The 22,478-nt window shown below is 62.2% G+C and carries 18 protein-coding genes; 9 read left to right on the top strand and 9 right to left on the bottom strand.

Annotated features, from left to right (window positions below; all coding sequences use genetic code 11):
• Positions 1-63 precede the first annotated feature (63 nt).
• Positions 64-1,344: a polysaccharide deacetylase family protein gene (locus GT753_RS16015; RefSeq protein ID WP_015379029.1), complete on the top strand. Its 1,281-nt coding sequence runs from the start codon at positions 64-66 to the stop codon at positions 1,342-1,344.
• Positions 1,345-1,378: 34 nt separating this feature from the next.
• Here GT753_RS16015 and panD read toward each other — a convergent pair whose 3' ends face one another.
• From panD to panB, 3 genes are all read right to left on the bottom strand, one after another.
• Positions 1,379-1,759: an aspartate 1-decarboxylase gene (gene panD / locus GT753_RS16010; protein ID WP_004937544.1), complete on the bottom strand. Its 381-nt coding sequence runs from the start codon at positions 1,757-1,759 to the stop codon at positions 1,379-1,381.
• A 145-nt stretch (positions 1,760-1,904) separates the two neighbouring features.
• Positions 1,905-2,759: a pantoate--beta-alanine ligase gene (gene panC, locus GT753_RS16005; RefSeq protein ID WP_015379028.1), complete on the bottom strand. Its 855-nt coding sequence runs from the start codon at positions 2,757-2,759 to the stop codon at positions 1,905-1,907.
• Between the two features lie 23 nt (positions 2,760-2,782).
• On the bottom strand, positions 2,783-3,577 hold the full coding sequence (gene panB / locus GT753_RS16000) for a 3-methyl-2-oxobutanoate hydroxymethyltransferase (protein WP_004937548.1): 795 nt from the start codon (positions 3,575-3,577) through the stop codon (positions 2,783-2,785).
• A gap of 166 nt (positions 3,578-3,743) precedes the next feature.
• Between panB and qseB the strand changes: the two genes are divergently transcribed.
• The gene (gene qseB, locus GT753_RS15995; RefSeq protein WP_004937550.1) at positions 3,744-4,406 is read left to right on the top strand and encodes a quorum sensing response regulator transcription factor QseB; all 663 of its coding nucleotides are present in this window, start codon (positions 3,744-3,746) and stop codon (positions 4,404-4,406) included.
• Positions 4,403-5,761: a quorum sensing histidine kinase QseC gene (gene qseC / locus GT753_RS15990; RefSeq protein WP_160125764.1), complete on the top strand. Its 1,359-nt coding sequence runs from the start codon at positions 4,403-4,405 to the stop codon at positions 5,759-5,761. Before qseB ends, qseC begins: the two co-directional genes overlap by 4 nt.
• A 5-nt stretch (positions 5,762-5,766) precedes the next feature.
• Here the strand turns inward: qseC and folK are convergent, their stop codons facing one another.
• The 6 genes from folK to thpR form a co-directional block, all read right to left on the bottom strand.
• Positions 5,767-6,267 carry a 2-amino-4-hydroxy-6-hydroxymethyldihydropteridine diphosphokinase gene (folK, locus tag GT753_RS15985; RefSeq protein ID WP_015379025.1) on the bottom strand — a complete coding sequence of 167 codons (501 nt, stop codon included), beginning with the start codon at positions 6,265-6,267 and terminating at the stop codon, positions 5,767-5,769.
• Entirely contained in the window at positions 6,267-7,814 is a 1,548-nt protein-coding gene (gene pcnB / locus GT753_RS15980) for a polynucleotide adenylyltransferase PcnB (RefSeq protein ID WP_075201870.1), read from the bottom strand. Before pcnB ends, folK begins: the two co-directional genes overlap by 1 nt.
• Positions 7,815-7,875: 61 nt before the next feature.
• Positions 7,876-8,787 (bottom strand): tRNA glutamyl-Q(34) synthetase GluQRS, encoded by a 912-nt coding sequence (gluQRS, locus tag GT753_RS15975; protein ID WP_015379024.1) that lies wholly within the window; start codon positions 8,785-8,787, stop codon positions 7,876-7,878.
• A gap of 195 nt (positions 8,788-8,982) precedes the next feature.
• Positions 8,983-9,438: an RNA polymerase-binding protein DksA gene (dksA, locus tag GT753_RS15970; protein ID WP_004937569.1), complete on the bottom strand. Its 456-nt coding sequence runs from the start codon at positions 9,436-9,438 to the stop codon at positions 8,983-8,985.
• A 183-nt stretch (positions 9,439-9,621) separates the two neighbouring features.
• On the bottom strand, positions 9,622-10,329 hold the full coding sequence (gene sfsA / locus GT753_RS15965; protein WP_004937572.1) for a DNA/RNA nuclease SfsA: 708 nt from the start codon (positions 10,327-10,329) through the stop codon (positions 9,622-9,624).
• Positions 10,326-10,868 carry an RNA 2',3'-cyclic phosphodiesterase gene (gene thpR, locus GT753_RS15960; protein ID WP_021504743.1) on the bottom strand — a complete coding sequence of 181 codons (543 nt, stop codon included), beginning with the start codon at positions 10,866-10,868 and terminating at the stop codon, positions 10,326-10,328. Before thpR ends, sfsA begins: the two co-directional genes overlap by 4 nt.
• 190 nt (positions 10,869-11,058) lie before the next feature.
• Here thpR and hrpB point away from each other — a divergent pair, with 190 nt between their 5' ends.
• The 6 genes from hrpB (at position 11,059) to fhuB (ending at position 22,290) form a co-directional block, all read left to right on the top strand.
• Positions 11,059-13,497, top strand: a complete 2,439-nt coding sequence (gene hrpB / locus GT753_RS15955; protein ID WP_174242149.1) for an ATP-dependent helicase HrpB — start codon at positions 11,059-11,061, stop codon at positions 13,495-13,497.
• 118 nt (positions 13,498-13,615) lie between these two features.
• Complete coding sequence (gene mrcB, locus GT753_RS15950) at positions 13,616-16,108, top strand: bifunctional glycosyl transferase/transpeptidase (RefSeq protein ID WP_015379021.1); 2,493 nt, start codon at positions 13,616-13,618, stop codon at positions 16,106-16,108.
• Between the two features lie 251 nt (positions 16,109-16,359).
• Positions 16,360-18,552 (top strand): ferrichrome porin FhuA, encoded by a 2,193-nt coding sequence (gene fhuA / locus GT753_RS15945; RefSeq protein WP_015379020.1) that lies wholly within the window; start codon positions 16,360-16,362, stop codon positions 18,550-18,552.
• Between the two features lie 47 nt (positions 18,553-18,599).
• On the top strand, positions 18,600-19,397 hold the full coding sequence (gene fhuC / locus GT753_RS15940; RefSeq protein ID WP_015379019.1) for a Fe3+-hydroxamate ABC transporter ATP-binding protein FhuC: 798 nt from the start codon (positions 18,600-18,602) through the stop codon (positions 19,395-19,397).
• Positions 19,397-20,305 carry a Fe(3+)-hydroxamate ABC transporter substrate-binding protein FhuD gene (fhuD, locus tag GT753_RS15935; protein ID WP_160125763.1) on the top strand — a complete coding sequence of 303 codons (909 nt, stop codon included), beginning with the start codon at positions 19,397-19,399 and terminating at the stop codon, positions 20,303-20,305. Before fhuC ends, fhuD begins: the two co-directional genes overlap by 1 nt.
• Positions 20,302-22,290, top strand: coding sequence for a Fe(3+)-hydroxamate ABC transporter permease FhuB (gene fhuB / locus GT753_RS15930; RefSeq protein ID WP_160125762.1), 1,989 nt, complete (start codon positions 20,302-20,304; stop codon positions 22,288-22,290). Before fhuD ends, fhuB begins: the two co-directional genes overlap by 4 nt.
• Positions 22,291-22,478 lie beyond the last annotated feature (188 nt).

Raw genomic sequence — 22,478 nt, 5'->3', positions numbered from 1 at the left:
CTATGCTGGCGCTCCACATTTCCTCCACTTTTGTCATTACGCACTCGTAAGCAGAACATCATCATGCGGTCTCAATACACGTTAACGGCTGGGTTGCTCGGCATTCTGATGTCGTTGGTTTCCCCTGTGAGCCTGGCTAGTCTGCTGTCGGAAGACAGCGCGGTTAAATCTGAATACATGGAAGCGCAGCGCGATAGCGAAGTCTATGCGTTGGTGGGCGAGCATGTGATCCCGGTAGGGGAAGTGAAGCGCGGGCAACTGCTCCAAGTCTTCCCGGCGGATGCGGAATACTACGAATTCAAATTCGGGCACGGTACCGGCTTTATCGATAAAGACGACGTGCGTGAATTGAAGAAGTCGCGCAAGGTGCAAGACGATCTGGGCGAGCTGAACAAACCGCTGACCAACCAGAATCTGATCACGCAAAAAACGATCGACGTATACACCGCAGCGGACAAGGACAGCGAGGTATTGGGCACGCTGGAAGGCAACCTGCGCTATCCGATCATCGGCAAGCTGAAGGATCGCCTGAACAACACCTGGTACGAGGTCAACATCGGCGAGCGGCTGGGGTTCATTAATGAGTTGGACTGCGAGATCGATAACGGCATACCGGTGCTGACTTACCACCACCTGCTGAAAAACGAAGAGAACAAACGCTTCCGCCACACCTCGACCACCACTTCAGACGTGGCGTTCAGCAACCAGATGACCTACCTGAAGCAGGCGGGCTACGACACCATTTCGCTGTACCAGCTGGAAGCCTACCTGAAAAATCAGATCAACCTGCCGGGCAAGGCGGTCGTGCTGACCTTCGACGACGGGCTGAAATCGGTGTATCGCTACGCTTACCCGGTATTGAAGGATTACGGTTTCCGCGCCACGGCGTTCATCATCTCTTCGCGCATCAAACGCCATCCGCAGAAATGGAACCCGGACTCGTTGCAGTTTATGAGCGTCTCGGAGCTCAAGCAGATTCAGGACGTGTTCGACGTGCAGTCGCATACCCATTTCCTGCACCGCACCGACGGTAATCGCCAGCCGATTTTGCTGAGCCGTTCGCTGCACAATATCGAGTTTGATTTTGAGCGCTCTCGCCGCGCGCTGTCGCAGTTCAATCCGCACGTGCTGTATCTGTCTTACCCGTTCGGCGGCTATAACCAACGGGCGATTCAGGCGGCGCAGGACGCCGGTTTCCATCTGGCGGTGACCACGGTGCAGGGCAAGGTAAAGCCGGGGGATAACCCCTATACGCTAAAGCGGCTGTATATTCTGCGCACCGACTCGATCCAGACCATGGCGGATCGGATAGCCAACAAGCCGGGCACGGTGGTGGTGCAATAAGGAAGAACGGGCGCGCAAGGCGCCCGTTTTATTGTCAGGCGACCTGAACCGGCACGGCTTTCGCCTTGCGCTGCAGGTTGTTGTCACCTTCGAAATAGGCGACTTTCGGGTGGTGTTGGCGGGCGTCGGCGTCGGTCATTTGCACATAGGAGCAGATGATCAGTTTGTCGCCGACGCAGGCGCAGCGCGCGGCGGCGCCGTTGACCGAAATGATGCGCGAACCGCGCTCGGCGGCGATGGCGTAGGTGGAGAAGCGCTGGCCGTTATCCACGTTGTAAATATCGATCGCTTCATATTCCAGAATGCCGGCCGCTTCCAGGAAATCCTGGTCGATGGCGCAGGATCCTTCATAGTGCAAGTCAGCCTGAGTGACTTTGACGCGATGCAGCTTGCCTTGCAGCATAGTACGTATCATAGCTTTACCTAACTGAATATCGGCCTTCACAGGCGCTGGGGTTGAACATCTCTCCTGCATCCCTGCAATCTCTATCGTCACCGATTGCCCCGCCATTGTCTACCTATGGTCAGGGCGGTAGGGTGACGACAGTATAAAAAACGGCTTACAGCGTCAGGTCGACCTGCTGGTTGTCGATAAGACGCGCCTTGCCCAGCCAGGCTGCCATCAGCACCACCGCTCGCTGGCTGTCCACCGTCAGCGGCTGCAGGCTGTCGGCGTCGCGAATAAACAGCTCATCCGGCGTAAAGCCGGCGGCGCGCAGCTGCTCGGCGGTCTGCTCCAGCAGCGCTTCGATCTGGCGCTCGCCATTGGCCAGCTGTTGCGCCAGCGCGTTCATGATCTTGCTCAGCTGCGGCGCTACCTTGCGCTCTTCGGCGGTCAGGTAGCCGTTGCGCGAGCTGAGGGCCAGGCCGTCTTTGGCGCGCACGGTCGGCACGCCGACGATATCGATGTCGTAACCCATGTCCGCCACCATTTTGCGGATCAACGCCAGCTGTTGGTAATCCTTCTCGCCGAAACAGGCCAAATCAGGCTGCACCAGGTTGAACAGCTTGCTGACGATGGTGGAAACGCCGCGGAAGTGGCCCGGCCGGCTGGCGCCTTCCAGGATGGTGGAGATGCCCGGCACGTCGACGTAGGTCTGCTGCTCCAGGCCCTGCGGATAAACCGCGGCCGGGGCCGGCGCGAACACCAGATCGACGCCGCGGCGGGTCAGCTTTTCGCTGTCTTCCTGCAGCGTGCGCGGGTAGCGCGCCAGATCGTCCGGGCGATCGAACTGCATCGGGTTAACGAAGATGCTCACCACCACCACGTCGGCGCGGGCGCGCGCTTCATCGACCAGCGTCATGTGGCCGTCGTGCAGGTTGCCCATGGTCGGCACCAGCGCGATGCGTTTGCCTTCCTGGCGCCAGCGGCGGATCTGCTGACGCAGCATCGGCAGGGTTTCGATAATAATCATTGGGTGACTCCTGGAACCATCGCTTAGTTAAAAGAGTGTTCAGCCGCCGGGTAGAGGCCTTGCTCCACTTCCTGAATGTAGTGCTGCACCGCCGTGCGGATATCGCCGCTCTGCGCCAGGAAGTTCTTGGCGAACTTCGGCGTGTGGCCGCCGGTGATGCCGAAGGCGTCGTGCATCACCAGGATCTGGCCGTCGGTGCCGTTGCCGGCGCCGATGCCGATGACCGGAATGGACAGCGCTTCGGTGATCTGGCGCGCCAGCTCGGTCGGCACGCACTCCAGCACCAGCAGCTGAATGCCGGCCAGCTCCAGATTCTGCGCGTCCTGCAGCAGCTGTTTGGCGGCCAGTTCGTCGCGCCCTTGTACCTTATAGCCGCCGAACACGTTGACCGACTGCGGCGTCAGGCCCAGGTGGCCGCATACCGGCACCGCGCGCTCGGCGAGCATTTTCACCGTGTCGCACAACCAGCTACCGCCTTCCAGTTTCACCATGTTGGCGCCGGCGCGCATCAGCTCGGCGGCGTTGGCGAAGGTTTGTTCGGGGGTGGCGTAACTCATGAACGGCAGATCGGCCAGCAGCAGACAGGCCGGCGCGCCGCGGCGCACGGCGCGCGTGTGATAGGCCACGTCGGCGACGGTGACCGGCAGCGTGGAGTCGTGGCCCTGCAGCGTCATGCCCAGCGAATCGCCCACCAACAGGACTTTGATGCCTTGCTCTTCAAACAGTTTGGCAAAGCTGGCATCGTAGGCGGTAAGGGTAGCAAACTTGCGTTGCTCCTGTTTCCACTGGCGCAAGTGGGTCACGGTGGTGGGTTTCATCACAACGTCTCCTGAAACGGGCCGTGCGGCGTACGCAGGCCCAGGCTGCAAAAAAGTGCAGTCATTCTACTGTAACCCGATCGGGGTGGGTAGCGCGGATCGCCATGCTTAAGCGGTTCTTAAGAACCTTGTGGTGCAATGGCGCCAAGACTCAAAAGGGATACTCATGCGAATTCTGTTGATCGAAGATGACAAACTGATCGGGGACGGCATCAAGGCCGGGCTGACCAAACTCGGCTTCAATCTGGACTGGTTCACCGACGGCGCCGTCGGCAAAAATGCGCTGGACAGCGCGCCGTACGACGCGGTGATCCTCGATCTCAGCCTGCCGGGCCTCGACGGCCTGGATCTGCTGCGCCAGTGGCGCCAGGCCGGGCAGGACGTGCCGGTGCTGATCCTCACCGCCCGCGATGCGCTGGAGCAGCGGGTCAGCGGGCTGCAAAGCGGCGCCGACGATTACCTGTGCAAGCCGTTCGCGCTGGCCGAAGTGGCGGCGCGCCTGCAGGCGCTGATCCGCCGTCGCCACGGCCAACTGATGCCGCAGCTGACGCACGGCAACGTGGTGTTCGACAGCGCCACCCGCAGCGTGAGCTGCAACGGCGAACCGGTGACGCTGACGCCGCGCGAATTGGCGGTGCTGGAGCTGTTTTTGCACAACAAAGGGCGGGTGCTGGCGCGGCCGTTGATTCAGGAGAAACTGTACAACTGGGACGACGAAGTGAGCAGTAACGCGGTGGAGGTGCATATTCACCACCTGCGGCGCAAGCTGGGCAACGGCTTCATCCGTACCATCCACGGCGTGGGTTACACGCTGGGGGATGCGCCGTGAAGCGTCTCAGCCTGCGGCTGCGCCTGATCCTGATCTTCAGCCTGCTGGCGCTGCTGACCTGGAGCACCGCCAGCGTGGTGGCCTGGGTGATGTCGCGCAACACCATCAACGAAGTGTTCGACACCCAGCAGATGCTGTTCGCCAAGCGGCTGGCGACCGCTAACCTCGGCGATCTGTTGGCCGATGAAAGCGCGCGCAGCCTGCCGAAAACCAAGAAGCTGGTGCATCACGGCAAGCGCGGCGAGCAGGACGACGACGCGCTGGCGTTCGCCATCTTCGATCGCCAGGGCAAGATGCTGCTCAACGACGGCGAGAACGGTGCCGACTTCCTGTTTGACGGAGAGCGTGAGGGTTTTACCGACGGCGAGCGCAAAGGCGATGACGACAGCTGGCGCCTGGTGTGGCTGACCAGCCCGGACGGGCGCTACCGCATCGTGGTCGGCCAGGAGTGGGATTACCGGCGCGATATGGCGCTGGGCATGGTGACCGGCCAACTGGTGCCCTGGCTGGCGACGCTGCCGGTGCTGATGCTGCTGATCGCGCTGATGGTCGGGCGCGAGCTGCGGCCGCTGCGCGCGGTGGCGGCCGGTTTGCGCCGGCGCGCGCCCGATGATGCGACGCCGTTGGACGCGCGCCAGGTGCCGCCCGAGGTGCGCCCGCTGGTGGATGCGCTCAATGCGCTGTTTGCCCGCATCAACGCTTTGCTGGTACGGGAGCGGCGTTTCACCTCCGATGCCGCGCACGAATTGCGCAGCCCGCTGGCGGCATTGCGGGTGCAGACCGAAGTGGTGCAGCTGGCGGGGGACGATGCGCCGATGCGCGAGCACGCGCTGGACAATCTGACGCTCGGCATCGATCGCGCCACCCGGCTGGTGGATCAGCTGCTCACGCTGTCGCGGCTGGATTCGCTGTCGGATCTGGCCGAACTGGCGCCGATCGACTGGAACAATCTGGTGACGATGACCTTGGCGGAACAGGACCGGCAGGCGCATGTGGCGGGCGTGACGCTACGCTATGAACATCGGGGAACGCCGCCGCCGCGTCAGGGAGAAACCTTGCTGCTGTCGCTGCTGTTGCGCAATCTGCTGGACAACGCGGTGCGCTATACCCCGCAGGGCGGCGTCGTCACCGTGACGTTGAGCGAACGTTCGCTGACGGTGGAGGACGACGGTCCGGGTGTCACCACGGAGCATCTGGCGCGGCTCGGAGAGCGCTTCTATCGCCCGCCGGGGCAGGAACAGACCGGCAGCGGGCTGGGGCTCTCGATCGTACAGCGTATTGCCGGCTTGCATGGTTTACAGATCAGTTTCGCCAATCGCCCGGCGGGGGGATTTGTCGCGCGGTTGGCGCTGTAGGCGGGTCAGGATTTCGGTTTTGGCGAGTGCCACAGCGCCATGCCGTTTTCCGGCACGCGCTTGAGGCAGCTGGCGAGCGGTTCGCCATCGGGGAAAATCAGATCGGGGGCGATTTCCGCCAGCGGGTAGAGCATGAATTCGCGCTCTTTCAGGCCGTAATGCGGCACCGTCAGGCGATCGGTATGGATCACCTGGTCGCCGTACAGCATGATGTCCAGATCGAGCGTGCGCGGCCCCCAGCGTTCATCCTTGCGCACGCGCCCCTGATTGCGTTCTATCGCCTGGGTATGGTCGAGCAGCTGTTCGGGCGGCAACAGGGTATCCAGCGCCACCACCGCATTGAGAAAGTCCGGCTGGTTTTGCGGCCCCAGCGGCTTGGTGCGGTAAAACGAAGAACAGGTGACCAGCCGGGTGCGCGGGAGATGCTCCAGCGCCTCCAGCGCGGCGTTAACCTGTTGCAGCGGCTGCGCCAGGTTGCTGCCCAGCGCGATATAAACGCGGATCATTATGCCCCTTCTTTACGCGGTGCCCGGCGGCGAGGGCGGCGTTGGCGCGCGCGGCGCGGCGCCGGATCGTCACCCAGGGTGCTCAGCATGGCTTTCTGCCGCGCCGGCGTGGCGTCCTGGAACTCGCCCCACCACTCGGCCAGACGCAGCATTTCCTGATTGTCTTCCACTTCCGCACGCAGCGCCAGCAAATCATAGGCGGCGCGGAATTTCGGATGTTCCATCAGTTTGTGCGCGCGTTTGCCCTGGCGGCGGGACAGGCGCAGCTGCAGCTGCCAGATATCGCGCACCAGCGTGGTGATGCGTTTCGGGATGGCCAGCGAGCGGCACTGCTCGTCTAGCACGTCGTTCATTGCCAGCGCGAAGGCGTCGTAGTAGGCCAGGCCGCTTTCCTGCGCCAGCTTCTGCGCGTGCTCCAGCAGCGGGTACCACAGCATGGCGGCGAACAGGAACGCCGGGTTGACGCGCATGTCGTTCTGCAGACGGTGATCGGTGTTCTTCAGCACCTGCACCAGAATGCGCTCCATCGGCGTATCGTGGTTCGGCGTGAAGTTACGGGCGATCAGCGGGAACAGCGGTTGGAACAGCTGGTATTCGCACAGCTTCAGGTAGGTCTGGAAACCGTAACCCGCCTGCAGCAGCTTGAGGGATTCTTCGAACAGACGCGCCGGCGGGATCTCATGCAGCAGCGAGGCCAGGCGCGGGATCGGCTCGGCGGTCTCTTCGCTGATGCGCATGTCCAGCTTGGCGGCGAAGCGCACCGCGCGCAGCATACGCACCGGATCTTCGCGGTAGCGGGTTTCCGGATCGCCGATCAGGCGGATCACGCCTTGCTTCAGATCGTTCAGGCCGCCGACGTAATCGCGCAGGGTGAAATCCGCCACGCCGTAGTACAGGCTGTTGATGGTGAAATCACGGCGCTGGGCGTCTTCCTCGATCGAACCGAAGATATTGTCGCGCAGCAGCATGCCGTTTTGCGCCTGCTGGGAGGAATTCTTGTCGGATTCCTGATTCTGTTCGTGGTGACCGCGGAAGGTGGCCACTTCGATGATCTCCGGCCCGAACATCACGTGCGCCAGGCGGAAACGGCGGCCGACCAGGCGGCAGTTGCGGAACAGCTTGCGCACTTGCTCCGGCGTGGCGTTGGTGGTGATGTCGAAGTCTTTCGGCTTTTTGCCGAGCAACAGATCGCGCACCCCGCCGCCGACCAGATAAGCCTCGTAGCCGGACTTGTTCAGGCGATAAAGCACTTTCAGCGCATTTTCGCTGATGTCTTTACGGGAGATCGCGTGCTGTTCGCGCGGGATCACGGTCATCGAGTCGTTGCTCTCGGCGATAGGAAAAGGCGGACGCTTGCGCGGCGTTGAGCGGCGGGCAGGGGCGTTGCTGCCGTTATCGGCGGCGCGCGGCTGCGGCGCAGGGCGGCTTGGCGCCGCGGCACGCTCTTCGCGGACTACGTTTTTATCGCCGGCCGCCGCGTCGTCGCGGGGCAGCTTGTCATCGCGGGTCAGTACCTTACGACAGAAGTTGGCTACTCGGGTAAAAATGGTACACCTCGATAGTGACTGATAAAAATGGAGCTAACAAAAAATAGCGGCTAATCATAGCTCACCATGGCTCCTTTGAGAATGCCGGCGTGTTTTCATCCAGAGGGATAGCCTCCTGACGCGGCACGTTTTCCAACCGCCAGTGTTCGATCGCCCAGCTCAATAATAATGGCAGGTCAAGATCTTGCCAGCTTTCCGGCAGCGGTTGGCGCAGAAATTTCAGCGCGGCGATCAGCACCGGGCGCGGATCGCCGGCGGGCAACGCCGGCGCATGATTTTGCTTCGACAGCTTGATGCCGTTGGCGCCCAGAGCCAGCGGCAGATGCACATAGGCGGGCACCGGCGCCTGCAGCTGGCGGTAGAGGGCAATTTGGCGCACCGTCGGTTCGATCAGATCGGCGCCGCGGACAATCTCGGTCACGCCCTGAAAATGGTCGTCGATCACCACCGCCAGGTTGTAGGCGAACAGCCCATCGCGGCGGCGAATGATAAAGTCTTCCCCCGCCAGCGCCGGATCGGCGTGCAATTCTCCCTGCAGGAGATCGTTGAACCGGTAAACGGGGGCGGTCTGACGCAAGCGGATAGCGGCACCCTGCGGGCCGAGCTGCAAATCGCGGCAGTGGCCGTCGTACAATCCGCCGATGTGCTGGATGCGGCTGCGGGTGCAGGTGCAGTAATAGCTGAGCCCCTGGCGCTGCAACAGATCCAGCGCGGCACGATAGGCGTCGTGACGTTGGGATTGATAGATGACCTGGCCGTCCCAGTGGAGACCATAATGTTCCAGCGCGGACAGGATGCGAGCGGCGGCGCCGGGGACTTCGCGCGGCGGGTCGATATCTTCGATGCGAACCAGCCACTGCCCGCGTTGGGCGCGAGCCTGAAGGTAGCTTCCCAGAGCGGCAATCAGCGAACCGAAATGCAGATCCCCGGAAGGCGATGGGGCAAAGCGCCCCACATAATGACTTTCTTGCATATCAGAGGGGAGAGGTTCCCTTTTCTCTGTGCGGCGCACGCGGGTGCGCACGCCGCAGCGATAACATACTCGTTATGCTTGAAACTGCATCTGTGTTAGCTGCGCCTGCTTACCCGAATCACTTACTTGAGTAAGCTCATCGGGATGCGCATTCTTGCCGCCTTGATGCAGCTCCAATCATGTAGAGTAGCGGTATTAGCCGGCCATCTGCTTTTCGCGGATCTCAGCCAGCGTCTTGCAGTCGATGCACAGATCGGCGGTCGGACGCGCTTCGAGGCGACGAATACCGATCTCCACGCCACAAGATTCGCAGTAGCCGAAATCATCGTCTTCCACTTTCTTCAGCGTTTTCTCGATCTTTTTGATCAGTTTGCGTTCACGGTCACGGTTACGCAGTTCAAGGCTGAACTCTTCTTCCTGAGTGGCACGGTCGGCCGGATCAGGGAAGTTGGCTGCCTCTTCTTGCATATGCGATACAGTACGGTCCACTTCGTCCCTGAGCTGGTTGCGCCACGCTTCAAGAATGCGCTTGAAATGCGACAACTGGGCGTCGTTCATGTACTCTTCGCCCGGCTTCTCTTGGTACGGCTCCACCCCAGCGATGGCGAGAATGCTCAAGGACGAGGTTTTACGGTTTTGCCCTTCTTGCATGTTGCTTCTCCTACATACACACGCACTATCGAATCCCCAATGCGGGGGAAAAACAGGCCGCTATAAATAACAGAAGGAAGGTAGGTTGGCAATTATTCCTGTCGCCCGCTTGACAATCGTGTGAAGGAGGGCGTATTTGGCGATCGTGCTGGCCGGTTGTCTATTTATAGGGACCCGACTGCGCTAATCGATAAAAAACGGCAGCTTATCGCAGAGATAAATACCGTCAGGTGATAACTTTGCCCCGTAGCAAACCACTTCCACTCCCAACTGCCGGACCTGTGCCAACAGCGCCGCATAGCGCTCATCTATATGATGTGCCGGTGCGACCTGCTCAATACCGCTGTGTAACACGGCAAAGAACAACACCGCCCGTTGCCCGCTTTCAACCACGCTGAGCAACTCACGCAGGTGCTTTTGCCCTCTGAGCGTTACCGCATCAGGAAAGTAACCACGTTGTTGTTGCAGTAATGTGACTGACTTAACTTCAATATAGCAGTTAACCCGATTTTCTGCCTGTAATAACAAATCGATACGGCTGTTTTCACCGCCGTATTTCACCTCGCCGCTGATTTTACTGTAACCGGATAATTCATTGATTAAATTATGTTCAATCGCCTCGCGCACCAGCGCGTTGGCGCGCAGGGTATTGACGCAGATCCAGTGCCCCTGTTGGGTATGGGTCAACTCCCAACTGTGGGCGTATTTGCGCTTGGGATTGTCCGAGGTGGAGTACCAAACGGTGTCGCCGGGCGTGGCGCAGCCGGTCATGGCGCCGGTATTGGCGCAGTGCAGCGTAAAGGTTTCCCCTTCCGGGGTGATCACGTCCGCCAGAAAGCGTTTGTAACGTTTGATCAGCGTAGCGGAACGCAGCGGTGGAGAGAAAATCATGCGGATGCCTGTTTGGCCAGCGGCCACTGTTCGAGGTGTTGATAGCGGGTGCGGCCGTTTTCGAACACCGACTCATATAAGGAAAAGGCGTCGGCGCTGAACGCCCAGCCCGGCGTCGCCGGCGGGATCGCCACCGGCTGAGTGGCGGCGCGCAGCAGCGTGATGTGCGGATGGAACGGCAGCGCGCTTTGATGGCAGCCGCTGCGTGCGGCCTGCGAACGCAGCAGCTCGGCCAGCTGCAGCAGCCCGCGCGGCGCGCGGCGGGTGCCGAGCCAGACCACGCCGGGGCGCGGCCAATGGCCGAGATCGTCGAGCCGCATGCTGAAGCCGGGTTGCACGATACGGCCGGCCAGTTTGCGCAGCGCCAGTTCTTTCTGCGCGCTGACCTCGCCGAGAAACGCCAGCGTCAGGTGCAAATTGGCCGCCGCCACCGGCCGGCCGGCCTCCGGCGCAAACGCCTCGGCGCGCCAGCGGATCACCTGCTGTTGCAGGGCGTCAGGCAAGGACAGGGCGAAAAACAGGCGGCGCGAATTGGACATAAGGACTCGGCAAATGCATGACAAAACGGTCGGGAACAGCGGTAAACGTTACTGGCAGCGGCCCCGCGAGCGGCGCGGCGCACGAATGAGCTCCGTACTATAGCTAACGCCGCCGCAGTTTGAAAGGTTACGGGGACAAAGCTAATGCTACACTGTACGCCGTTTAACGCTAACCACTACGGAGAATTCAGTGTCTTCATTGCCCGTCAGCGCGGTGCTCGATGAGTTGCTGGCTGCGCTGCAGTCTGCCCCGCAGGTGCTGTTGCACGCCCCGACCGGCGCCGGTAAATCCACCTGGTTGCCGCTGCAGATCCTGGCTAAGGCCGGGTTGCCGGGGCGCATTATCATGTTGGAGCCGCGGCGGCTGGCGGCGAAAAACGTCGCCTATCGCCTGGCGCAGCAACTGGGGGAGGAGCCTGGTCAGACCGTGGGCTACCGCATGCGCGCCGAAAGCAAAAGCGGGCCGCAAACCCGACTGGAAGTGGTGACGGAAGGCATTCTCACCCGCATGCTGCAGCAGGATGCCGAGCTGCAGGGCGTGTCGTTGGTGATCCTCGATGAGTTCCATGAACGCAGCCTGCAGGCCGATTTGGCGCTGGCGTTGCTGCTCGACGTGCAGCAAGGGCTGCGCGACGATCTGAAACTGCTGATCATGTCGGCCACCTTGGATAACGCTCGCCTGTCGCAGTTGCTGCCGGAAGCGCCGGTAGTGGTGTCTGAGGGGCGCAGTTTCCCGGTTGAACGCCTGTATCAGCCGTTGGCCAGCCATCAGCGGCTGGAGGACGGCGTAGCGGCGGCGGTGAAGCGGTTGCTGGCCGAACAGCCGGGATCTTTGCTGCTGTTCCTGCCGGGCGTGGCGGAGATCAATCGGGTGCTGGAGCGATTGACCGGCGAGGTGGCGAGCGATACCGATCTTTGCCCGCTGTATGGTGCCTTGCCTCTGGCGCAACAGCAAAAAGCGATTCAGCCGGCGGCGCCTGGCCGCCGCAAGGTGGTGCTGGCGACCAACATCGCCGAAACCAGCCTGACGATCGAGGGCATTCGGCTGGTGGTGGACAGCGGCCTGGAGCGCGTGGCGCGTTACGACGTGCGCAACGGTTTGACACGGCTGGCGACGCAGCGCATCAGTCAGGCCTCGATGGTGCAGCGCGCCGGGCGCGCCGGGCGCCTGGAGCAGGGCCTTTGCTGGCATCTGTTCGCCAAAGAACAGGCGGAACGCGCGGCGGAACATGCCGAACCGGATATTTTACAGAGCGATCTCACCGGCTTCTGGCTCGAACTGTTGCAGTGGGGTTGCTACGATCCGGCGCAGCTGACCTGGCTTGATGCGCCTCCGGCGGCGGCATTGGCGGCGGCCAGGGCGTTGTTGCGCCGGTTGGGGGCTACGGATGACGGCGACAAACTCACCGCACCGGGGCGCCAGATGGCCGCGTTGGGATGCGAGCCGCGGCTGGCGGCGATGCTGGTCGCCGGCGCGACGCTGAGCGCCGACGGCCTGGCGACGGCGGCGTTGTTGGCAGCGTTGCTGGAAGAACCGCCGCGCGGCGGGCAGATGGATATCGGTTATTGGCTGAGCCGCCCGCAAGCGAACTGGCGGCAGCGCGCCGCGCAGTTGGCCAAACGCCTGCCGCAACGTGCGGGGCAAGTCGACGTCGAGTTGGCACCGCACCTGTTGGCGTCGGCATTTGCCGATCGCATCGCCCAGCGCCGTGGCCAGGACGGTCGCTACTTGCTGGCTAACGGCATGGGGGCGGCGATGAACCAGGATGAGGCGCTGTCGCGCGCGCCCTGGCTGATCGTCCCCAGCCTGTTGCAGGGCCACAACAGCCCCGATGCGCGTATCCTGTTGGCGTTGCCGGTGGACATCGAAGCGCTGGCGGCGCAGCTGCCGGCGATGGTCATGCAGCGCACGGCGGTGGAATGGGATGAAGAGAAGGGCACGCTGCGCGCCTGGAAGCGCCAGCAGATCGGCCGTCTGACGCTGCGCGCTCAGCCGCTGGCCAAGCCGGCGGACGAAGAGCTGCAGCAGGCGCTGCTCGATTGGGTGCGCGCGCAGGGGCTGGCGGTGCTCAACTGGGAGGGCGCCGCCGAACAATTGCGGGTGCGCCTGCAGTGCGCGCAAGCCTGGCTGCCGGAGGCGGAGTGGCCGGCGATGGATGAAGAGCCGCTGCTGGCGGCGCTGGATCAGTGGCTGCTGCCGTCGCTGAACGGCGTGCGCGATCTGCGCGGCTTGAAGCAGGTCAACCTCGCCGAGGCGTTGTCCCGCCTGCTGGACTGGCAGCAAAAGCAGCGGCTGGATAATGCGCTACCCACTCATTACACTGTGCCGACCGGCAGCCGCCTGCCGATCCGTTATGAGGCCGGCAAACCGCCGGCGCTGGCGGTGCGTTTGCAGGAGATGTTCGGCGAGCAGCGCAGCCCGATGTTGGCGGAGGGTCGCATCCCGGTGGTGCTTGAGTTACTCTCACCGGCGCACCGGCCGTTGCAAATCACCGGCGATCTGGCGGCCTTCTGGCAAGGCGCCTACCGCGAGGTGCAAAAAGAGATGAAGGGCCGCTACCCGAAACACGTGTGGCCGGACGATCCGGCCACGGCGGTACCGACGCGCCGAACGAAGAAATATCAGTAGGTCGCGATCATTCAAGGTTTGGAATTCAGATGTTTCTTCTGGTCAGCGCTGCGGCGTCGGCACAGATTAAGCGACTAATCATGGCCGGCAGTGTCGGCAAGCTCGGAGAACAACAGCCATGGCTGGGGATGACCGCGAGCCCATCGGGCGCAAAGGAAAACAACCAAAAAGCACCGCGTCGCGCAAGCCGCCGCGCCGTCGCCGAGACGACGATTATGACGATTACGAAGAAGACGAGTATGACGATGATGAGTATGAAGAGGAGGAGGAACGCATGCCGCGTAAGGTAAAAGCGACTCCGCCGCGTAAAAAACGCCGCTGGCTCGGCCTGATTATCAAACTGATCCTGGTGCTCGCCGTCCTGTTGGCGATCTACGGCGTCTATTTGGATTCCCAGATCCGCAGCCGCATCGACGGCAAAGTCTGGCAATTGCCGGCGGCGGTGTACGGCCGCATGGTCAACCTGGAACCGGGCATGCCGTACAGCAAGAAGGAGATGGTCAACCTGCTGGAAGGCATGCAGTACCGTCAGGTCAGCCGCATGACGCGTCCGGGCGAGTTTACCGTACAGGCCAACAGCATCGAGATGCTGCGCCGCCCGTTCGACTTCCCGGATGGTAAAGAAGGGCAGATCCGCGCCCGCCTCGATTTCCAGAACAACCGCCTGGCGAAGATCGAAAACCTGGACAGCGGCCGCAGCTTCGGCTTCTTCCGCCTCGATCCGCGTCTTATCACCATGCTGCAGTCGCCGAACGGTGAACAGCGCCTGTTCGTGCCGCGCTCCGGTTTCCCGGATCTGTTGGTGGATACGCTGATCGCCACGGAAGACCGCCACTTCTATGAGCATGACGGCATCAGCCCGTACTCCATCGGCCGCGCGGTGCTGGCCAACCTGACCGCCGGCCGCGCGGTGCAGGGCGGCAGTACCCTGACGCAGCAGCTGGTGAAGAACCTGTTCCTGACCAACGAACGTTCGCTGTGGCGTAAGGCCAACGAAGCCTATATGGCGCTGTTGGTCGATTACCGTTACAGCAAGGATCGCATTCTGGAGCTGTATCTGAACGAGGTGTATCTCGGCCAGAGCGGCAGCGACCAGATCCGCGGCTTCCCGCTGGCCAGCCTGTATTACTTTGGCCGCCCGGTGGACGAGCTGAGCCTCGATCAGCAGGCGCTGCTGGTCGGCATGGTCAAGGGCGCGTCGCTGTACAACCCGTGGCGTAACCCGAAACTGGCGCTGGAACGCCGCAACCTGGTGCTCAAACTGCTGCAGAACCAGGGTGTGATCGACGGCGAGCTGTATGACATGCTGAGCGCGCGTCCGCTGGGCGTACAGCCGAAAGGCGGCGTCATTACGCCACAGCCGGCGTTTATGCAGATGGTGCGTCAGGAACTGCAAACCAGGCTGGGCGATAAGGTCAATGACCTGTCCGGCGTGAAGATCTTCACCACGCTGGATCCGGTGTCGCAAGACGCGGCGGAAAAAGCGGTCGAAGACGGCATCCCGGCGCTGCGCGCCGCGCGTCACCTGCAGGATCTGGAAGCGGCGATGGTGATTGTCGATCGCTTCAGCGGTGAAGTGCGCGCCATGGTCGGCGGCGCCAACCCGCAGTTCGCCGGTTTCAACCGCGCCATGCAGGCGCGCCGTCTGGTCGGCTCGTTGGCCAAGCCGCCGACGTATCTGACCGCGCTGTCCGAACCGGATAAATACCGCCTCAACACCTGGCTGGCGGATGCGCCGCTGTCGCTGAAACAGCCGAACGGCGCCGTCTGGCAGCCGAACAACTATGATCGCAAATTCCGCGGTCAGGTGATGCTGGTGGATGCGTTGGCCAACTCGCTGAACGTGCCGACAGTGAACCTCGGCCTGTCGGTCGGGCTGGATCAGATCAGCGCCACGCTGCAACGCCTGGGCATCCCGAAAGCGGAGATCAACCCGGTGCCTTCGATGCTGCTGGGGGCGATCGGCCTGACGCCGATGGAAGTGGCGCAGGAGTACCAGACCATCGCCAGCGGCGGTAACCGTGCGCCGCTGTCGGCGGTGCGTTCGGTGATCGCCGAAGACGGCACGGTGCTGTACCAGAGCTTCCCGCAGGCGGAGCGCATGGTGCCGGCGCAGGCCGCTTACCTGACGCTGTACGCGATGCAGCAGGGCGTGGCGCGCGGGACCTCCCGATCGCTGTCGGTGAAGTTCCCGAACTACAACCTGGCGGCGAAAACCGGTACCACTAACGATCTACGCGACAGCTGGTTCGCCGGCATCGACGGCAAGGAAGTGGCGATCGCCTGGGTCGGGCGCGATAACAACGGCCCGGCCAAGCTGACCGGCGCCAACGGCGCGTTGACCCTGTATCGCCGCTATCTGGAAAACCAGACGCCGCTGCCGCTGATGCTGCAGCCGCCGGAAGGCATTAACCAGATGAGCATCGACTCCGCCGGCAACTTTATCTGCGGCGGCGGCAGTTGGCGCACCATCCCGGTCTGGACCGACAATCCGCAGGGATTGTGCCAGGCCAGCCAGGCGGCGGTGCAGCAACAGCAACAACCGGCGGCGGGTGAGCAAAAAGATGGCGATGGCGTCGCCGGCTGGATCAAGGATATGTTCGGCCAGTAATCGCTACCGGGGCGTCGGCCCCGGTGAAAGTTTTTTCTTTGTTATTAAGCCCGTAACCTTGGTTGCGGGCTTTTTTATTTTTCCGCTCGTTTTATTTCCCTGTTAACTGCAAGGCTAAGCGCCTAATCCTTAACCTATTTGCCCTATGAATTCGGCTTGCAGTTTAATTTGGCTTCTGCATAAAATGCGACGCTTATAATAATTATTATCGTTTACATTCGTCATTTAATAATTCATCAGAGAAATAAATCATGCTGACCAAGCGTCTTTCATCATCCGCGGCCAAGCAGGGCCGTCTCCCCGTCAACGCGTTAGCGATCACCGTCGCTGCGGCGTTGGGCACGCTGGCGATGCCGGCTTTTTCCGCCGACGCCAAGCCGGCCGCCAAGGAAGACACGATTACCGTTGTGGGCGGTAGCAACACCGCCCAGCAGGAAAGCGCCTGGGGGCCGGTCGGCACCTATGTCGCCAAGCGCAGCGCCACCGGCACCAAAACCGATACGCCGATCGAGAAGAACCCGCAGTCCGTTTCCGTGGTAACGCGTGAAGAGATGGACATGCGCCAGCCGGATACGGTGAAGGGCGCACTGGCCTATGCGCCGGGCGTATTCGCCAGCCGTGGCAGCTCCACGACCTATGACGCGGTGGCAATCCGCGGCTTCCCGGCCACCAACACCACCCAGTATCTGGATGGCCTGCGGTTGCTGGGCGACAACTACAGCGAAGCGTCCATCGATCCTTATTTCCTCGAGCGTGCCGAGCTGCTGCGCGGCCCGGTCTCGGTGCTGTACGGCAAAAGCAACCCGGGCGGTTTGGTCTCGATGGTCAGCAAGCGGCCAACCACCGAGCCGCTGCGCGAAATCCAGTTCAAGATGGGCAGCGACAACCTGTTCCAGACCGGTTTCGATTTCAGCGACGCGCTGGACGATCAGGGCATCTATTCCTATCGCCTGACCGGCCTGGCGAAAGACAGCGATACGCAGCAAAACATGAGCAAAGAGAAGCGCTATGCGATCGCGCCGTCCTTTAGCTGGCGCCCGGATGACAAAACCAACTTCACGCTGCTGGCCAACATTCAAAACGATCCCTATACCGGTTATTACGGCTGGCTGCCGAAGCAGGGCACGCTGATCCCGTTGCCGGACGGCAGCAAACTGCCGACCGATTTCAACGAAGGCGAAGCCAGCAACTATATGGCGCGCAAGCAGCGGATGATTGGGTACAGTTTCGAACACGCCTTCAACGATACCTGGGCGGTGCGCCAGAACCTGCGTTATATGCAGGTGGACACCGATATGAAGAGCATCTACGGATTTGGCTTGTCATCACCGACGACGATCAATCGCGCTTATGTTCAGTCGAAAGAGCACCTGAACAATTTTGCGGTTGATACTCAGGCGCAGGCGAAGGTGAAAACCGGCGATATCGACCATACGCTGTTGTTTGGCGTAGATTATTCGCGTATGCGCAACGATATCAATTCCGACTATGGTTCCGCAGACGGCCTGAGCATGACCCAGCCGCAGTATGGCAATGATGTGGTCAACATCAACTTCCCATACAAGTATTTGAACCGTCAGGAGCAAACCGGCCTGTATGTGCAGGAGCAAGGGGAGTGGAACCAGTGGCTGTTGACGCTGGGCGGGCGCTATGACTGGGCGAAAACGTCGGCCAATAACCGCGTTCTCGGGTACACCAACGAACGCTCCGATGGGCAGTTTACCTGGCGCGGCGGATTGAATTACCTGTTCGACAACGGCGTGACGCCGTATTTCAGCTACAGCGAGTCGTTTGAACCGACCCTCGATACGTCAATCAACGGCCAGACCTTTAAGCCCTCGATCGGCAAGCAGTATGAAGCCGGTGTGAAATACGTGCCGAAGGATCGCCCAATCGTGTTGACCGGCGCCCTGTATCAGCTGACCAAGAACAACAACCTGACGCCGGATCCGGATAACGCGCAGTTCAGCGTGCAGAGCGGCGAGATCCGTTCGCGCGGCGTGGAGCTGGAAGCCAAGGCGGCGTTGAATGCCAACGTCAACCTGATCGCCTCCTATACCTATACCGATGCGAAGTACACCAAGGACAATACCTATCAGGGCAAACCGACCGTCGAGGTGCCGAAACATATGGCGTCGCTGTGGGCGGATTATACCTTCCACGAAACGGCGGTGAGCGGTCTGACGCTGGGTTCCGGCGTGCGTTACGTCGGCTCCAGCTCGAGCTTCAACAGCGATAACTCCACCTTCAAAGTGCCGGACTACACGCTGGTGGACGCGACCATTAAATACGATCTGGCGCGCTTTGGCCTGCCGGGTTCGTCCGTGGGCGTCAACATCAACAACCTGTTCGACAAGACCTACGTGTCGAGCTGCTACCGCGACTACGCCTGCTACTGGGGCGCAGAACGCCAGGTGGTCGCCACCGCAACCTTCCGTTTCTAACCGGATAGCCGGGGCGGCACCGCGTCGCCCCGGACAAAGCAGGATCTATGCAGGACAAACTTCTTAATCCCGGCGCGACCTTCGCGCTGGATAACGCCAGTTTCGCCGTCCCCGGCCGGGTGCTGCTGCAACCGCTGTCGCTCAGTTTTCCCCAGGGCAAAGTCTGCGGCCTGATCGGCCATAACGGTTCCGGTAAATCCACCCTGTTGAAACTGCTCGGGCGGCACCATGCGCCCAGCGGCGGCCAGGTCTTGCTCAATCAGCAGCCGTTGGCGCAGTGGGACAGCAAATCCTTCGCCCGCCAGGTGGCCTACCTGCCGCAGCAGTTGCCGGCGGCGGAAGGCATGACGGTGCGCGAGCTGGTGGCCGTCGGCCGTTATCCGTGGCATGGCGCGCTGGGGCGTTTTGGCGCCAACGATCGTCAACAGGTGGAAGAGGCCATCGCGCTGGTGGGCTTGAAGCCGTTCGCCAACCGGCTGGTGGACAGCCTGTCCGGCGGCGAGCGCCAACGCGCCTGGCTGGCGATGATGGTGGCGCAGGACAGCCGCTGCCTGCTGCTCGACGAACCGACCTCGGCGCTGGATATCGCGCACCAGGTCGAGGTGCTGGCGCTGATCCAGCGCTTGAGCCGCGAACGCGATCTTACGGTGATCGCCGTACTGCACGACATCAACATGGCGGCGCGCTACTGCGACCATTTGGTGGCGCTGCGCGGCGGTGAAATGATCGCCCAGGGCGGCCCGCTGGAGCTGATGCAGGGGCCGGTGCTGGAGCAAATTTACGGTATTCCTATGGGCACGTTGCCGCATCCGAGCGGCGGCGCGCCGGTGAGTTTTGTCTACTGATGTCCTCTACATTCACTTCTTCTCACGATCCGCTGCGCCGCCGTTTGTTGATGGCGCTGGCGCTGTCGCCGCTGTTGGGTTCGTTGCCCGGCCGAGCGGCGGATGCGCCGCCGGATATCGCGCGCGTTGCGGCGCTGGAATGGTTGCCGATCGAGCTGCTGTTGGCATTGGGCGTGACGCCGCTGGCGGTGGCCGATGTGCATAACTACAACCTGTGGGTGGCGGAGCCGACGCTGCCGGCGACGGTGGTCGACGTCGGCCAGCGCACCGAACCGAACCTCGAACTGCTGCAGCAGCTTCGGCCTTCGCTGGTGTTGCTGTCGCAAGGCTATGGCCCGACGCCGCGCAAAATCCAACCCATCGCGCCAACCATGAGCTTCGGCTTCAACGACGGCAGCGGCAAACCGCTGACCGTCGCCCGCCAGTCGCTGCTGGCGCTGGGCCAGCGGTTGGGCATAGAAAGCCGGGCGGTAAACCACCTGGCGCAGTTCGACAGCTTTATGCAGGACGCGCGTCAGCGCCTGCAAAGCTACACCCGGCAACCGCTGCTGTTGTTTTCGCTGATCGACACCCGCCATGCGCTGATCATCGGCCAGAAAAGTCTGTTCCAGGAAGCGATGGATCAACTCGGCATTCGCAATGCCTGGCAGGAGCCAACCGACTTTTGGGGCACGGCGGTGGTGGGGATTGAACGATTGGCCACGGTGCGTAACGCCCGGGTCATTTATCTCGATCACGGCAATCAGGCGATGATGGACAAGGTCAGCGCGACGCCTTTGTGGCAGTCGTTGCCCTTCGTGCGGCAAAACCAGCTGCGGCAGGTGCCGGCGGTGTGGTTCTATGGCGCTACGCTGTCGACGATGCGGTTTTGCCGCCTGTTGGCGCAGGCTCAGGAGAGTGCGTCATGAATGCGGGCATCCGGAAATTGCCGCTGACGCTGATCTTGCTGTTGCTGGCGGCGGCAGGCGGTTTGACGATATATAACCTGGTGCAGCAGCTGCCGCCGGCGCAATGGGTGCGGGCGCTCAGCGCGCCGAACATCGACGACGTGCGGCAAATGCTGTTCCATTACAGCCTGCTGCCGCGGTTGACGGTGTCGCTGTTGGCCGGCGCCGGTCTGGGGTTGGTTGGCGTGCTGTTCCAGCAGGTGTTGCGCAATCCGTTGGCGGAACCGTCGACGCTCGGCGTGGCCGCCGGCGCGCAGCTCGGCCTGACCATCGCCACGCTGTGGGTGCTGCCGGGGGGCGAGTTCACCCGCCAGTTGGCCGCTATGGTGGGGGCGATTGTGGTGGGCGGGCTGGTGTTCGGCGTCGCCTGGGGCAAGCGGATGTCGCCGGTGACGCTGATTCTGGCCGGGCTGGTGCTGGGACTTTACTGCGGCGCGGTCAACAGCCTGCTGGCGCTGTTTCATTACGATCAACTGCAGGGCATGTTCCTGTGGGGCACCGGCGCGCTGAACCAACAGGATTGGAGCACGGTGCAGTTTATCCTGCCGCGTTTGCTGGTGGCCGGTGCGCTGGCGGCGCTATTGCTGCGCCCGCTGACGCTGCTGGGGCTGGACGACGGCGTGGCGCGCAACCTGGGGTTGGGGCTGTCGATGGCGCGCTTCTGCGCCCTGGGGCTGGCCATCATCTTCAGCGCCATGTTGGTGAGCGCCGTGGGCGTTATCGGCTTTATCGGCCTGTTTGCGCCGCTGATGGCGAAGATGCTGGGCGCGCGCCGTCTGGCGCACCGCATGATGCTGGCGCCGTTGCTGGGGGCGCTGTTGCTGTGGCTGACCGATCAGGTGATGCTCGGGGTGACGCAGGTGTGGCGCGAGATCCCGACCGGTGCGGCCACCGCGCTGTTCGGCGCGCCGCTGCTGCTGTGGCTGTTGCCGCGTTTGCGCAGCGCCGCCACGCCGCCGCCGATGAACCTGGGCGATAAGGTGCCTGCCGAGCGCGGGAATCTGCCCGGCTGGATCCTGCTGGGTGGCCTCGTATTGCTGATCGGCCTGACGCTGGCGCTGATGCTGGGTAAAAATGCCGGCGGCTGGCACTGGAGCCTGGGGGCAGAACTGGACTCCCTGCTGCCGTGGCGCTGGCCGCGGGTGCTGTCGGCGTTGGCCGCGGGCATGATGCTGGCGGTCGCCGGCACGCTGATTCAGAAACTGACCGGCAACCCGATGGCCAGCCCGGAAGTGTTGGGCATCAGTTCCGGCGCCGCTTTTGGCGTCGTGATGATGTTGTTTATGGTGCCGGGCGACGCCTTCGTTTGGCTGCTGCCCGCCGGCAGTCTGGGGGCGGCCGTTACGCTGCTGATCATCATGATCGCCGCAGGCCGCGGCGGTTTCTCGACGGAACGCATGCTGCTCGCCGGTATCGCGCTCAGCACCGCCTTTACCACCGTCATCTTCCTGCTGTTGGCCAGCGGCGATCCGCGTATGGGGGGCTTGCTGACCTGGCTCTCTGGCTCGACCTATTCGGTGGAGCCGGCGCAGGCGCTGCGCACCGCGCTGGTGGCCGCCTGCCTGATGGTATTGGCGCCGCTGTGCCGCCGTTGGCTGACCATCCTGCCGCTTGGCGGCGCTACCGCTCGTTCGGTGGGGATCGCCTTGACACCTGCGCGATTGACCATCCTGTTGCTGGCCGCTACGCTGACCGCCATGGCGACCCTGACCGTGGGGCCGCTGAGCTTTGTCGGGCTGATGGCGCCGCATATGGCGCGCATGCTAGGCTTCCGCCGCGCGCTGCCGCAGATGGTGATCGCCGCGCTGTTGGGTGGCTTGCTGATGGTGTTTGCCGACTGGTGCGGGCGGATGCTGCTGTTCCCGTATCAGATCCCCGCCGGGTTACTGGCGACCTTTATCGGCGCGCCGTACTTCGTTTATCTGTTGCGTAAGCAGACGTCGTAATCGGCATTTCGGCCGTGCTTTTTCTGCCATCAAAGGCTCAGCGTCGCTGAGCCTTTTTTTATTGTAAGCCTTAAACCACCTCCTAAGGAGGTGGTGATTGAACCTGTGAGGCTCTAGCCTGAAGGAAACCCATGCCGGAATATTCCAGCTTACTCACCACAAGTAAGAAGGAAATCACCAACATGGGT

Origin of the sequence: Serratia sp. Z4 (assembly GCF_009900725.1) — a bacterium.
Lineage (GTDB): Bacteria > Pseudomonadota > Gammaproteobacteria > Enterobacterales > Enterobacteriaceae > Serratia > Serratia nematodiphila.
This window is presented reverse-complemented; position numbering and strand designations above follow the sequence as displayed.

Excerpts from the sequence above, each read along its gene's own strand:
- sfsA (WP_004937572.1), bottom strand. The coding sequence starts at position 10,329 with ATGATTTTCTCTCCACCGCTGCGTTCCGCTACGCTGATCAAACGTTAC.
- qseB (WP_004937550.1), top strand. The coding sequence starts at position 3,744 with ATGCGAATTCTGTTGATCGAAGATGACAAACTGATCGGGGACGGCATC.
- mrcB (WP_015379021.1), top strand. The coding sequence starts at position 13,616 with ATGGCTGGGGATGACCGCGAGCCCATCGGGCGCAAAGGAAAACAACCA.
- dksA (WP_004937569.1), bottom strand. The coding sequence starts at position 9,438 with ATGCAAGAAGGGCAAAACCGTAAAACCTCGTCCTTGAGCATTCTCGCC.
- thpR (WP_021504743.1), bottom strand. The coding sequence starts at position 10,868 with ATGTCCAATTCGCGCCGCCTGTTTTTCGCCCTGTCCTTGCCTGACGCC.
- panD (WP_004937544.1), bottom strand. The coding sequence starts at position 1,759 with ATGATACGTACTATGCTGCAAGGCAAGCTGCATCGCGTCAAAGTCACT.
- folK (WP_015379025.1), bottom strand. The coding sequence starts at position 6,267 with ATGATCCGCGTTTATATCGCGCTGGGCAGCAACCTGGCGCAGCCGCTG.
- gluQRS (WP_015379024.1), bottom strand. The coding sequence starts at position 8,787 with ATGCAAGAAAGTCATTATGTGGGGCGCTTTGCCCCATCGCCTTCCGGG.
- fhuC (WP_015379019.1), top strand. The coding sequence starts at position 18,600 with ATGCAGGACAAACTTCTTAATCCCGGCGCGACCTTCGCGCTGGATAAC.
- fhuD (WP_160125763.1), top strand. The coding sequence starts at position 19,397 with ATGTCCTCTACATTCACTTCTTCTCACGATCCGCTGCGCCGCCGTTTG.
- fhuB (WP_160125762.1), top strand. The coding sequence starts at position 20,302 with ATGAATGCGGGCATCCGGAAATTGCCGCTGACGCTGATCTTGCTGTTG.
- GT753_RS16015 (WP_015379029.1), top strand. The coding sequence starts at position 64 with ATGCGGTCTCAATACACGTTAACGGCTGGGTTGCTCGGCATTCTGATG.
- panB (WP_004937548.1), bottom strand. The coding sequence starts at position 3,577 with ATGAAACCCACCACCGTGACCCACTTGCGCCAGTGGAAACAGGAGCAA.
- fhuA (WP_015379020.1), top strand. The coding sequence starts at position 16,360 with ATGCTGACCAAGCGTCTTTCATCATCCGCGGCCAAGCAGGGCCGTCTC.
- panC (WP_015379028.1), bottom strand. The coding sequence starts at position 2,759 with ATGATTATTATCGAAACCCTGCCGATGCTGCGTCAGCAGATCCGCCGC.